Raw genomic sequence first — 12,860 nt, 5'->3', positions numbered from 1 at the left:
AAATCGAACAGGCATTGCCTGCCATCTGCGCCCGTGATGAGAGACCCATGACGCAATCCGCCGACACCCTCGCCTTCCCCACCCATCGCGTATCCCCGGAGCGCGACGAGGCCCGCTTCGCCCGCCAGCTCGATGAAATCACCGCGACCCTGGCCGCCAGCGCCGCGCGTTTCGATCGCAGTGGCGAATTCCCGGCCGAGAACTTCGCCCTGCTGCAGCGCCACGGCCTGCTGGGGTTGACGGTGCCGAAGACACTGGGTGGGGGTGGCGCCGATCTGCCTACCGCGCGGCGGGTGATCAGCGCGGTGGCCAAGGGTGAGCCGTCCACGGCGTTGATTCTGGTCATGCAGTACCTGCAGCACTTCCGCCTGCAGCAGAACCTCAACTGGCCCGAGCAGTTGCGTCGCCAGGTCGGTATCGATGCGGTGGAAAACGGCGCACTGATCAACGCCTTTCGCGTCGAACCCGAACTCGGCACGCCGGCGCGCGGTGGTCTGCCAGCGACCACTGCCCGGCGCACCCGCGAAGGCTGGCGCCTGAGCGGCCGCAAGATCTATTCGACCGGCAGTCACGGCCTGACCTGGTACCTGGTGTGGGCACGCAGCGACGATGCCGACCCGCTGGTTGGCGGTTACCTGGTACATCGCGACACCCCCGGCATTCGTATCGTCGAGGACTGGGACCACTTGGGCATGCGCGCCACCTGCAGCCATGAAGTGCAGTTCGACGACGTGCTGATCCCTCTCGATCACGCCGTCAGCGTCAGCCCGTGGAGTGCACCCAGGCCGGAACTGGACGGTGAAGGCATGTTGTGGATGTCGGTATTGCTGCCCGCCATCTACGATGGCGTCGCCCAGGCGGCGCGGGACTGGCTGGTGGGCTTTCTCGAACAACGCACGCCGTCCAACCTCGGCGCACCGCTCTCCAGCCTGCCGCGCTTTCAAGAGATCGTCGGGCGCATCGATACCCTGCTGTTCGCCAACCGCACCCTGCTCGATTCGGCTGCCGCAGGCCAGGTCGAGGCAGCGCACGCCGGGCAGATCAAGCAACTGGTGAGCAGCAACGCCATACGTGCCGTGGAGCTCGCCATCGAGGCATCCGGCAACCCGGGGCTGTCACGCAAGAACCCGCTGGAGCGGCATTTCCGTGACGTGCTGTGCAGCCGCATCCATACCCCGCAGGACGACGTGGCGCTCAGCGCCGTCGGCCGTAGCGCCTTCGCCCAGGCTCGGGAGGCAGCACGATGAGCCAGACCATCGTCAGCCAGCTGGATGCCGAGGCCAATGCCTATCTGCGCGAGCGCCTGCCGCAGCAGCGCATCGTCGAAATCCCTTTTGGCCCGGAGGGCCTGGCGCAGATTCCCGCTGACGCCAGCACGCTGATCGTACGCCCCATCAACGTCCGCGGCGTCGAACTCAAGGAAGCGCCAGCCGGCTGGCCGTGGTCGTTGCAATGGGTGCAACTGGCCTCCTCGGGCATCGATTTCTACCCGCACTGGCTGTTCGACGTAGAGCAGGTTGCCAGCGCCAAGGGTGCCAACGCCAACCATGTCGCCGAATTCGCCCTGGCGGCGATCTTCAGCGCAGCCAAGCAGCTTCCGGACATCTGGGTAAAGAACGACGATTGGCATTTCACCTACCTGCGGCCGGTCAAGGGTGCGACCCTGGGTATTCTGGGCCTCGGCTCGATTGGCCAGAGCCTGGCGCACAAGGCGCAGGCCCTGGGCATGCGCGTCATCGCCCTGGGTCGCCCTGGCCACGCCATCGCCGAAATCCCCGGCATCGAGGCCGCCCGCGACATTCACCATCTGTTCGCCGAAGCCGACCACCTGGTGGTGGTTGCGCCGCTGACCGCGGATACCCGCCACCTGCTCGACCGCGACGTGCTGGGCAGCGCCAAACCTGGCCTGCACCTGATCAACCTGGCTCGTGGGGGCCTGCTCGATCAGAACGCCCTGCTCGAGGCGCTGGACAACGGCAGCATCGGCCGCGCCACCCTGGATGTCACCGACCCCGAGCCGCTACCGAACGATCACCCGCTGTACCTGCATCCGCGGGTACGTATCTCACCCCACACCAGTGCCCTGTCCACCGATGGAAAGCGCAAGTTCGTCGACGATTTCGTCGCCAACTTCCAGCGTTTCCAGGCGCAAGCGCAACTGGAAAACCTCGTCGATATCGGACGCGGTTACTGAACAGACAGCCCACCAGGGCCTGGAGATTGCCATGAGTTCACTCGCTACCCTGCACAGCATTCCTTCCGTCCAGGAGCGCGTCAGCCCTGAAGAATGGGAAGTGCGCGTCAAGCTGGCTGCCGCCTACCAGTTGGCTGCGCTGTTTCGCTGGACGGATCATATCTACACGCACTTCTCCGCCCGTGTGCCGGGGCCGGACGAACACTTCCTGATCAACGCCTTCGGCCTGCTGTTCGACGAGATCACCGCGTCCAACCTGGTCAAGGTGGATGTCGACGGCACCATCATCGACGACCCGCTGAACCTGGGTATCAACCAGGCCGGTTACGTGATCCACAGCGCCATCCACCGCGCGCGCCCGGATCTGCAGGCCGTGCTGCACACCCATACCCGTGATGGCGCAGCGGTATCCGCCCAGCGCGGCGGGCTGCTGCCGCTCTCGCAGCATGCCCTGGGCTTCTACAGCCGCGTGAAGTACCACGACTACGAAGGCGTGGCGCTGGATCTGGACGAGCAGGAGCGCCTGGTTGCCGACCTCGGCGACAGCAACATCTTCATCCTGCGCAACCATGGCCTGCTCACCGGTGGCATCAGCGTCGAACACGCCTTCCGCGAGCTGCATGGGCTGGAACGCGCCTGCAACATCCAGATCGCCGCACAGGCCGGCGGCAATGCCGATCTGCTGCATGCCCCCGCCGAGGCCATCGAGAAGGTTCGCCAGCAATCGGCGCGTTTTTCCGATGGCAAGGGGCCGGGCATCAAGCTGCACTGGGACGCGCTGATTCGCCAGCTCGAACGGGCTTCAGGCCAGAGCTACAAGCACTGATCAGCGGGAGACCTCCATGACCAACGCCAGCACCATCACCGTGAGCCGAACGGCACAGCCCGCTCGACGCAGCAAATGGACCACGCCGGATTTCGTTCTGCGCCTGATCAGCCCCCTGGCCATTCTGCTGCTCTGGGAAATCGCCTCGCGGGCCGGATTGATTCCAGCCCGCGTGATCGCCGCCCCCAGCGAGATCAGCGGCACCCTCTGGGAATTGACGCGCAGCGGCGAACTGCTGCGCCACCTGCTGGTATCACTGCAGCGCGCCGTGACCGGCCTCGGCATCGGCGTGGCGATCGGCGTTACCGCAGCGCTGATCACCGGCCTGTCGAAACGTGGCGAAATCGCCCTCGACTCCCCCATGCAGATGCTGCGTACCATCCCGTCTCTGGCCCTGGTGCCGCTGTTCATCCTGTGGTTCGGCATTGGTGAATTCACCAAGGTGGCGCTGATCGTCATGGGCACCACCTTTCCGATCTACCTCAACCTGTTCGCCGGCATCCGCAATATCGACCCGAAGTTGATCGAAGCGGCCAATACCCTGGGGCTGAACCGTCGCGAACTCATCTGGCACGTGATTCTGCCTGGCGCCCTGCCCTCGTTCTTCGTCGGCCTGCGTTACTCCCTGGGGATTTCCTGGCTGGCTCTGGTGTTCGTCGAGCAGATCAACACCACCGCCGGTATCGGCTTCCTGGCCAGCGATGCCCGCGACTTCATGCGCACCGACGTGATCGTCATCTGCCTGCTGATCTACAGCCTGCTGGGTCTGCTCATCGACGGCCTGATTCGCACCCTGGAACGCCTGGCTCTGGCCTGGCGCCCCTCGTTCATAAGGACCTGAAGCATGAATGCGCACAGCAAGATCGACTACTCGCCGGCCGTCAGCCTGCGCGGCGTGGTGCGTCAGTTCGGCGACAACCGGGTGATCGATGAACTGAACCTGGACATCGCTCCCGGCGAATTCGTCGCCCTGCTCGGGGCCAGCGGCTCCGGCAAGACCACCCTGCTGCGCTCCCTGGCAGGCCTGGACCCCATCGACGGCGGCGAGCTGATCGCCCCGCAAGCCCGCGCGGCGGTATTTCAGGAGCCGCGGCTGATGCCCTGGAAGCGCGCCTGGAAGAACGTCACCCTCGGCCTGCGCGTGGCCAACCCCAAGCAGCGTGCCATCCAGGCGCTGACCGAAGTGGGCCTGGCCCATCGCCTGGAAGCCTTTCCCGCCACCCTGTCCGGCGGTGAATCCCAGCGCGTGGCATTGGCGCGCAGCCTGGTTCGCGAGCCCAAACTGCTGCTGCTCGACGAACCCTTCGCCGCCCTCGATGCGCTGACCCGCATCCGCATGCACCGCCTGATCATCGATCTGTGGCAAAAGCACACGCCAGCCGTTCTGCTGGTCACCCACGATGTCGACGAAGCCATTCTGCTCGCCGACCGCATCATCGTGCTGCAGGACGGGCGCATCGCCGAAGAACTGCGCGTCGACCTGGGCCGCCCGCGGGACAACGGCCAGACCGGTTTCAACGATATCCGCACGCGCCTGCTGGCACTGCTCGGCGTGGAGAAGGACGACCCGGACAGCCTCGGTCGTGATCACAACCCCTTTCTCGCGTCGGGCTACCCGCTCAGCGCCATCGCCATCTAAGGCAGGAGGTCAGTCATGAAACGCTATCTTTCCCGCCTCGCCAGTCGCCTGCTCGACAACCTGCATGGCGACAGCGTCAGCACACTGATCGGCTGGCCGGGTGTGCCGCCGGCAGACAACGGCGAGCGAATGTGCCGCCAGCGCTGATCGTCTAACCGGATAGCCCACCGGACAGACCACGCAAGAACTGGAGCGACCTACCACCGCCTTGTCGCCCCCACCACTGCAAGACAGCCCGCACGTGAAAACGCGCGTCAGGGTTTCGTGCGCCTTGCGTACGGCAGTGGACACCTTTCCGGGCGACGCCATATTGGCTGTCGCCCCAGCCTTTCAGACAGGGACAAGCGCCATGGCAACACCTTTTTCCAGCACACGCCTGCGCCATCTGCGCAGCGCCCCGGCTCGCGCAGGACTGACCTTCTCGGTACTTTCACTGGCCTGCCTGTTGGCGCCCAGCGTGCAGGCGCAGAGCAGCGAAACACGCCTGGAAACCGTCAACGTGATCTCCACCGGCATCCGCGGGCAGCAACGCACGGTTGCCGACAGCCCGACGCCAATCGACATCATCAACAGCGAGCAGCTGCTCAAGACCGGGCGCGCCGAGCTCTCCGAAGCGATTTCCAAGCTGCTGCCCTCGTTCAACTTCGGCACCAACATCGCCGGGGTCAACTCCTCGATTCGCCCGCTGAGCAACCGTGGCCTCGGCCCGGCGTACACGCTGGTCCTGGTCAACGGCAAACGCCGTCATAACGGCGCTGCACCCGCCAATGGCAGCACCGATAACAGCGGCGCGAACGCCGTGGACATCGATCAGATCCCGGTCAGCGCCGTCTCGCACATCGAAGTGCTCAAGGACAGCGCCGCCGCCCAGTACGGCTCCGACGCCGTCGCCGGGGTGATCAATATCATCCTCAAGGGCAATACCTCTGGTGGCCATGTGGAGACCAGCTACGGGAAGCTCTTCTCCGGCCAGGGCGAAACCATCAAAACCGCCGCCGACCACGGCTTCGCGCTGGGCAACGACGGGGGCTTCGTGCACCTTTCCGCAGATGCGCGCAAGCGCGGCACGGCGACCTGGGTCGGGAAGTCGCCGAGCACCGTCCAAGCCTATTTCGAGCCTGAACGTCAGGCCGCCTGGGATCGAGTGAGCACCAAGAATGGCGACCCCGACCTGAAGGCCTTCAACCTGGCTTACAACGCCGAGCTGCCTTTGGCCGATGATCTGAAACTGTACTCGTATGCGACCTACGGCGAGCGCAAAACCGAGGCGCTGAATCAGTTGCGCACGGCCAGGGGCGCGGCCTCGATCCCCGAACTGTTCCCCGACGGCTACTACCCGCTGAACAACCTCAAGGACACGGATTACCAGTTTCTGTTTGGCGGCAAAGGCAACGTGGCGGACTGGGATTGGGATCTGTCCACCACCTACGGCCGCAACAAGATCGAGCATTCCAGCGACCTGACCATCAACCCCACCTATGGCGCCGCATCGCCCACCTCCTGGGATGACCTGGCCAGCCTGCAGTTCGAACAGTGGGTCAACAATTTCGATGTCACCCGCTCCTTCGACGGGTTGTTTGGCCTGTCTCTACCGACTCAGGTCTCTGCAGGCGTGGAGCATCGCTGGGAGCGCTTCCAGACTTTCGCAGGCAGTGATCCACGTGCCTGGAGCGTCGGCCCCTACACCTTTCCAGCCGGCAGTCAGCAGAATGCCGCCAACGGCGCGCAGCCATCGGTCGGCGCCCAGGCTGTCGTGGCCATTCGCCCGGAGGATGAAGCCGACATCAAACGCAACAACCTCGCAGGCTATCTGGATTTCGGCTTCGACCTCAGTGATCGCTGGTACCTGGGCCTTGCAGGCCGCCTCGAGCACTATGACGACATCAAGGAAAACACCTTCAGCTTCAAGCTCAATTCGCGCTACGAATTGACCGACCAGGTAGCGCTACGCGGGACGGTTGGCTCGGGCTTCAGGGCGCCGTCTCTGACTCAGTTGGGCTATACCGTCTCCGATAACCGCACGGCTGCAGATGCCAACGGCAACGCGGTCCCGGCCCTGCGCTATACCGCCACGCCGGATAGCGCTCTGGGCCAAGCCTTGGGCGCATCCGATCTGAAGCCGGAAAAGTCGCGCAACCTGGGTTTGGGCGTGACCTGGCAGCCAGCCCCACGCACCAGCTTCACTGCCGACGCCTACCTGATCGACATCGACGACCGCATCGTGCTCAGCGACAACATCGCAGCGCCGGGCGGCGGCGCCGGTCCAATCGGTGACATCCTCGAGTCCGCCGGCGTGGCACGCAACACCTGGGTCAGCTACTACACCAACGCGTTCAACACCCGTACCCGAGGCATCGATCTGGTGGCCGATCACCGCAGTCAGTTCGGCGCCTGGGGCGATGTGCGCTGGAGCGCCGCATTCAACTACAACAAAACCACTGTTCGCGATAAGCGAAACAACCCGTCGTTCTTGCAGAACGCCGGTATCGAGGTGGCCGGGCAAGCCTCCGAAGGCCTGGTGGTCGCCGCCACGCCACGCAGCAAATGGGTGCTGGGTGCGAACTGGAGCCTGGGCAACTTCGCCGCCAACCTGCAGACCACTCGCTACGGCAAGGTCGAAACCTGGCAGCAGAACGCCGCCCAGGATCGCACCTTCGGAGCCAAGTGGATCACCGACCTCGATCTCTCCTACCTGCTGTTCGACAGCCTGACGGTCAGCGTGGGCGGCACCAACATCTTCAACGTTAAGCCTGACAACAACGGCATCACCCAGGCGGCCTTCAAATACAACTACGGCAACCCGCCTTTCCACCCTGGTGGCGGCTTCTGGTACACCAAACTCGCCTACGACTTCTGACTACAAGGCCGCATTGCCCAAGAGCAGTGCGGCCATTTTGCCTGGAATCCCTGCATGCACCTCATTCGAAACAGTGGGAAGAAGAGATGAAGAAAACCCGCCTTGCGACGCACCTGCTGGCCTCCTGCGCCCTTGCCCTCAGCCTGATCGGCTGCTCGCCCTCCGCTGATGAAGCCGCCAGCAAAACCCTGAACATCGCCTTCTTCGGCGACAACACCACCCTGGTCAGCGTCGACCCCTTCCAGGTGTACTGGCTGGAGCATCGCGTGCTGCTGCGCAACGTCGCCGAGTCGCTCACCGACCAGGATCCGGACAGCGGCGAGATTATCCCCTGGCTGGCCAAGAGCTGGGACGTCAGCGATGACGCCCTCAACTACACCTTCAGGTTGCGTGACGACGTCACCTTCAGCAACGGCGAACGTTTCGACGCCAACGCCGTGAAGGCCGCCTTCGACAGCAACAAGGCCCTGGCCACCGAGCTTCCCGCCACCTTCGGCGCCACCTACCTGGCAGGTTTCGACCACGCCGAAGTGGTCGACGACTTCACCGTCAGGCTGGTGCTGTCGCGGCCGAACGCCGGCTTCCTGCAGGCCACTTCCACCACCAACCTGGCGATCCTCGCCCCCGCCTCCTACGCGCTCAGCGCCAAGGAGCGCTCGCTCGGCAAGATCATCGGCACCGGCCCGTTCGTACTCGATCACTACACGCCCGAAGTCGGCGCCAAGCTGCTCAAGCGCCAGGGGTACGCCTGGGCGTCGGCCAACGTCAAGAACCGCGGCGAAGCCCATCTGGATGCCGTGGAAATCAGCTACATCCCCGAGGAGAGTGTCCGCAACGGCCTGTTCCTGCAGGGCCAGGCAGACATCCTCTGGCCACGCAATCCGTTCTCCGAAGTGGACCTCAAGCTGTTCCAGTCCAAGGGCGCGACCATCCAGAGCCGCTCCCTGCCGGGACCTGCGCTGAACCTCTACCCCAACACCCGCGGTGAGCGCCTGCTGGCCGACAAGCAGGTGCGCCTGGCGCTGCAGAAAGGCATCGACCGCAAGACCTACGCCAGCACCGTGTACAACGCCGACTTCCCGGTGGTGAAGGGCATCTACGATGTCACCACGCCCTACTTCAAGGACCAGGGCGACAAGCTCGCTTATGACCCTCAGGGTGCCGAACGACTGCTCGACGCGGCGGGATGGCACAAAGGCGCCGATGGCTATCGCAGCAAGGACGGCAAGCGCCTGAGCCTGAGTTACAACATTCAGGGTACGGAAACCGCCGGTGACGTGCTGATCCAGGATCAGCTGCGCCAGATCGGCATCGAGCTCAAACTGGCGGTGGTCACTCGCGCCGAGTGGGTAACCACCAACTCTCAGGGCAACTATGACCTGACTTCAACCTACATGACCCGCGCCGATCCGATCATCCTGCAGACCATCCTCGATCCGCGTACCGCCAACAGCTCGACCCTGGCCACCAACTTGTACGAGCCACAGACACTGGACAAGGCCCAGGCCCTGTTCGATGCCGGCATCACCGCCACGCAGACCGAACAACGTGCACAGGCCTATGGTGACCTGCAGGATCTGCTGGTCGACGAGGCATCCGCGTTTCCGATCTACGAGCGCGTCTGGCAGGCCGCCACGGCGCAACGGGTGAAGAACTTCCGCTGGACCGCCGAGGGCTTCGCGCTGCTCAACGACATCGAGGTCGGTGAACCATGAACCGCTACCTGATCGGCCGGGTCGGCCAGGCGCTGCTGGTGCTATGGGGTGCCTACAGCATCACCTACTTCATCCTCTACCTGCTGCCGGGTGACACCCTGTCGATCATGCTCAGCGCCTCGGGCATGGAGGCCGATGCGCTGTCGGCAGAAGATCTGGCCAAGGCACAAGCCTACTACGGCCTGGACAAGGGCATTTTCGAGCAGTACTTCAGCCTGCTCTGGAACGCCATCCAGGGCGACTTCGGGCAATCACTGTCGCTCAATCGCCCGGTCAGCGAGCTGCTCGCCGAGCGACTGCCGCAAACCCTGTCGCTGGCCGGCCTGGCCATCGTGTTATCGATGGTCGGCGGCATCGGCCTGGCCTACCTGACGGCCTACGTGCGCTGGCAGCCCCTGAAAGTGGCGATGGCCCGCCTGCCTTCCCTGGGTTTTTCGGTGCCGGTGTTCTGGATGGGTCTGCTGCTGATCCAGGTGTTCGCCTTCAGCCTCGGCTGGTTCCCGGCCACCGGTAGCCGCGGCTTCGACAGCCTGATCCTGCCGGCCGTGACCCTGGCGATCCCCAGCGCGGCGGTGTATGCCCAGGTACTGCAACGCGGCTTTCAGGGCGTGTGGCAGGAACCCTACATCGCCACGGCCTATGCCAAGGGCCTGAGTCGCTGGCAGGTGCAGGCCCGCCACGGTTTCAAGAACGCCGCCCTGCCGATCCTCACCCTGATCGGCCTGCAGGTGGGCAACACGGTGTCCGGCGCGGTGCTGGTGGAGACCATCTTCGCCCGCAACGGTGTCGGCCGCCTCGCTCAGGAGGCGGTACTGCGCCAGGACATTCCGGTGGTGCTGGCGATCGTCGCCGTGTCGGCCGCCGCCTTCGTGCTGGTGAACCTGATCGTCGACCTGCTCTACCCCTACCTCGATCCGCGCATCGCCCACACGCCGAAGGTGTCCTGACCATGAATGCCGATAGCCGCATTTCCTCGTTGTCCCACTCACCGGCCAGCGTGGCGTTGACCTGGCGGCGCCGCAGCCGCCTGCAACGGGCCACAGCGGCGCTACGCCCCTTGCTGCGCAAACCGGGCTTCAGCCTGGCATTGGCGGTGGTGCTGTTCGCCCTGATAGCGGCGCTGGTGCCGCAACTGCTGACAGGCTTCGACCCCTACGCGACCTCGCCGACGGACAAACTCACCGCGCCCAACGCGCTGCACTGGTTCGGCACGGATGAGCTGGGTCGCGACCTCTATACCCGCGTGGTCTATGGCTCCAGCCTGTCGGTACAAGCCGCTTTGCTGGCGGTGGGCATCGCCCTGTTCGGCGGGCTCGGCCTCGGTGTGCTGTCCGGCTTCGCCGGCGGGCGTATCGATGCGCTCATCATGCGTTTCGTCGATGTATTGCTGGCCCTGCCCGGGCTGCTGCTGGCGCTGGCCATCGTCACCGCTATCGGCTTCGGTACCATCCCGGTGGCGATTGCCGTGGGCGTGGGCATCATTCCCGGCTTCGCCCGCACCACCCGCGCCGAAGTGCTGCGGGTGAAAACCCTACCCTATGTGGAAGCGGCGCGCCTGGGTGGCGCCAGCTGGAGCCGCACTCTGCTGCGACACATTCTGCCCAACGCCTGGGGCCCGGTTGCGGTACTCGCGACCCTGGACTTCGGCGCGGCCATCCTGGCCACCGCCGGGCTGTCGTTCCTCGGCTTCGGCGCCGCGCCACCGGCCGCGGAATGGGGCACGCTGATCGCCAACGGTCGCCACTTCCTGATCACCGCCCCCTGGGTATCGCTGCTGCCCGGGCTATTCGTGGTGGCCGTGGTGTTCAGCCTCAACCATATTGCCCGCACCCTTGAGGAGACCCAGCGATGAGCAGCAGCCCACTGATCGACATTCGCGACCTGGCCGTCAGCTATCGCTCCGCCGGGCAGACCACCGATGCGGTAAAAGGCCTGTCTTTTTCCGTCGCGCAAGGGGAAACGGTGGCCATAGTCGGGGAGTCCGGTTCGGGCAAATCGACCCTGGCCAACGCCATTCTCGGCCTGCTGCCCGACAGCGCGGCGATCACCGCTGGCGAGCTGCACGTCGAGGGCGTCGACCTGAGCCACGCCAGCGAGCGGCAAAAGCGCGGCCTGCGTGGCCGGACCATCGGCCTGGTGCCACAGGACCCGATGGTCAGCCTCAACCCGACCCTGCGCATCGGCAAGCAGATCGGCGAAGCGCTGATTCTCGCCCACGGCCGTCGCTACCCCGGTGTCGATGCCGACGTGATCGAACTGCTCGAGCAGGTCGGTCTGGACAAGCCGCTGTTGCGCGCCCACCAGTATCCACACGAGCTCTCCGGCGGCATGCGTCAGCGCGTGCTGATCGCCATCGCCCTGGCCGGCAACCCGCGGCTGATCATCGCCGACGAGCCGACCAGCGCCCTGGACGTCACCGTGCAACGGCGCATCCTCGACCACCTGCAACGCCTGGTCGCCGAGCGTGGCATTTCCCTGCTGATCATCACCCACGACCTGGGCGTGGCCACGGATCGTGCCGACCGCATTCTGGTGATGAAACAGGGCGAACTGGTGGAACAGGGCCCGCCTAAGCAGATCCTCACGGCGCCTCAGCATGATTACACTCGCGCCCTGATCGCCGCTGCACCGGCCTTTTCCAACCGCCGCAAGGTGCGCCCGCAAGAGCAGGCAGTGGCCGCTAGCACGCCGATCCTGAGCCTGCATAGCGTCGGCAAGCGCTTCGCCCTGCCGCGGGTCAAGGGTGAAGACAGCAGCTTCGTGGCATTGGAAAACCTCAGCCTGCAGGTCTACCCCGGCCAGACCCTGGCCATCGTCGGCGAGTCCGGCTCGGGCAAGAGCACCGCGCTGCGTATCGCGCTGGGCCTGGAGAAACCCAGCCAGGGCCGCGTGCTGTTCGAGCAGCAGGACGTCACCGACCTCAGCTGGCGCGAATTCCGCCCACTGCGCCAACGCATGCAGCTGGTGCAGCAGAACCCCTTCGCCGCCCTCGACCCGCGCTTCACCATCTTCGACAGCATCGTCGAACCACTGGTGTCTTTCGGCCTGCTCAAGGGGCCGGCACTGGAACAGGCCGCACGGGAGCTGATCAGCCGTGTGCACCTGCCGGTCAGCTACCTGGATCGCCTGCCCCGTGAGCTCTCCGGCGGCCAGCGCCAGCGCATCGCCATTGCCCGCGCTCTGGCACTCAAGCCCGACCTGGTGCTGCTCGACGAACCGGTCTCGGCACTGGACGTCTCGGTGCAGGCACAGATCCTCGACCTGCTCCTCGAACTGCAGCGCGAGCTGGGCATCGCCTACGTGCTGGTGTCCCACGACCTGTCCGTGGTGGCCAACGTCGCCGACCAGGTGCTGGTACTGCGCAACGGCAAGATGATCGAGCAAGGTCCGGTGAGCCAGGTGTTCGAACACCCCGCCAGCGACTACACCCGTGAACTGATCGCGGCCATTCCGGGCCGCCGCCCGGCCATTGCGGCGGCCTGAAGATGCTGCATTGCGGATCGCCGAAGGCAGACTGGATTCGCTACTCGCGCCCCTGCACCACGCCGATGAATCGATTCGCCCGCGAGCGGGCTCCTACGGGTTAGAACTCCGGCCGTGTAGGAGCCCGCTTGCGGGCGATTGGTGAT

10 protein-coding genes and 1 pseudogene are annotated in these 12,860 nt (G+C 65.0%); all 11 read left to right on the top strand.

What is annotated here, in order from left to right; genetic code table 11:
• Positions 1–47 precede the first annotated feature (47 nt).
• Positions 48–1,247: an acyl-CoA dehydrogenase family protein gene (locus tag ACT9T4_RS03835; RefSeq protein ID WP_499115581.1), complete on the top strand. Its 1,200-nt coding sequence runs from the start codon at positions 48–50 to the stop codon at positions 1,245–1,247.
• Positions 1,244–2,194 carry a D-isomer specific 2-hydroxyacid dehydrogenase family protein gene (locus ACT9T4_RS03830; RefSeq protein ID WP_499115579.1) on the top strand — a complete coding sequence of 317 codons (951 nt, stop codon included), beginning with the start codon at positions 1,244–1,246 and terminating at the stop codon, positions 2,192–2,194. Before ACT9T4_RS03835 ends, ACT9T4_RS03830 begins: the two co-directional genes overlap by 4 nt.
• 31 nt (positions 2,195–2,225) lie before the next feature.
• Positions 2,226–3,020, top strand: coding sequence for a class II aldolase/adducin family protein (locus tag ACT9T4_RS03825; protein ID WP_042552534.1), 795 nt, complete (start codon positions 2,226–2,228; stop codon positions 3,018–3,020).
• Positions 3,021–3,102: 82 nt separating this feature from the next.
• Positions 3,103–3,861, top strand: a pseudogene (locus ACT9T4_RS03820) (ABC transporter permease); the annotation flags it as partial.
• Positions 3,862–3,864: 3 nt separating this feature from the next.
• Positions 3,865–4,659 (top strand): ABC transporter ATP-binding protein, encoded by a 795-nt coding sequence (locus ACT9T4_RS03815; RefSeq protein ID WP_179538217.1) that lies wholly within the window; start codon positions 3,865–3,867, stop codon positions 4,657–4,659.
• A 15-nt stretch (positions 4,660–4,674) separates the two neighbouring features.
• Positions 4,675–4,806 (top strand): hypothetical protein, encoded by a 132-nt coding sequence (locus ACT9T4_RS03810; protein WP_257026851.1) that lies wholly within the window; start codon positions 4,675–4,677, stop codon positions 4,804–4,806.
• A gap of 202 nt (positions 4,807–5,008) precedes the next feature.
• Positions 5,009–7,516, top strand: a complete 2,508-nt coding sequence (locus ACT9T4_RS03805; protein ID WP_499115576.1) for a TonB-dependent receptor plug domain-containing protein — start codon at positions 5,009–5,011, stop codon at positions 7,514–7,516.
• A gap of 86 nt (positions 7,517–7,602) precedes the next feature.
• Positions 7,603–9,231 carry an ABC transporter substrate-binding protein gene (locus ACT9T4_RS03800; protein WP_042552530.1) on the top strand — a complete coding sequence of 543 codons (1,629 nt, stop codon included), beginning with the start codon at positions 7,603–7,605 and terminating at the stop codon, positions 9,229–9,231.
• Positions 9,228–10,178, top strand: a complete 951-nt coding sequence (locus ACT9T4_RS03795) for an ABC transporter permease (protein WP_042552529.1) — start codon at positions 9,228–9,230, stop codon at positions 10,176–10,178. Before ACT9T4_RS03800 ends, ACT9T4_RS03795 begins: the two co-directional genes overlap by 4 nt.
• Before the next feature lie 2 nt (positions 10,179–10,180).
• A complete protein-coding gene (locus ACT9T4_RS03790; protein WP_156152658.1) occupies positions 10,181–11,083 on the top strand; it encodes an ABC transporter permease in 903 nt (300 codons plus the stop codon).
• Positions 11,080–12,714, top strand: coding sequence for a dipeptide ABC transporter ATP-binding protein (locus tag ACT9T4_RS03785; RefSeq protein WP_499115574.1), 1,635 nt, complete (start codon positions 11,080–11,082; stop codon positions 12,712–12,714). Before ACT9T4_RS03790 ends, ACT9T4_RS03785 begins: the two co-directional genes overlap by 4 nt.
• Positions 12,715–12,860: the final 146 nt, after the last annotated feature.

The sequence above is a fragment of the Pseudomonas sp. SZ40 genome (genome assembly GCF_052958135.1).
The sequence above is the reverse complement of the archived record's forward strand: the minus strand, read 5'-3'. Positions and strand labels throughout refer to the sequence as shown.

Bases quoted from the DNA above. Each gene is read 5' to 3' on its own strand.
- ACT9T4_RS03835 (WP_499115581.1), top strand. From the start codon at position 48: ATGACGCAATCCGCCGACACCCTCGCCTTCCCCACCCATCGCGTATCC.
- ACT9T4_RS03795 (WP_042552529.1), top strand. From the start codon at position 9,228: ATGAACCGCTACCTGATCGGCCGGGTCGGCCAGGCGCTGCTGGTGCTA.
- ACT9T4_RS03805 (WP_499115576.1), top strand. From the start codon at position 5,009: ATGGCAACACCTTTTTCCAGCACACGCCTGCGCCATCTGCGCAGCGCC.
- ACT9T4_RS03800 (WP_042552530.1), top strand. From the start codon at position 7,603: ATGAAGAAAACCCGCCTTGCGACGCACCTGCTGGCCTCCTGCGCCCTT.
- ACT9T4_RS03810 (WP_257026851.1), top strand. From the start codon at position 4,675: ATGAAACGCTATCTTTCCCGCCTCGCCAGTCGCCTGCTCGACAACCTG.
- ACT9T4_RS03815 (WP_179538217.1), top strand. From the start codon at position 3,865: ATGAATGCGCACAGCAAGATCGACTACTCGCCGGCCGTCAGCCTGCGC.
- ACT9T4_RS03830 (WP_499115579.1), top strand. From the start codon at position 1,244: ATGAGCCAGACCATCGTCAGCCAGCTGGATGCCGAGGCCAATGCCTAT.
- ACT9T4_RS03825 (WP_042552534.1), top strand. From the start codon at position 2,226: ATGAGTTCACTCGCTACCCTGCACAGCATTCCTTCCGTCCAGGAGCGC.
- ACT9T4_RS03785 (WP_499115574.1), top strand. From the start codon at position 11,080: ATGAGCAGCAGCCCACTGATCGACATTCGCGACCTGGCCGTCAGCTAT.
- ACT9T4_RS03790 (WP_156152658.1), top strand. From the start codon at position 10,181: ATGAATGCCGATAGCCGCATTTCCTCGTTGTCCCACTCACCGGCCAGC.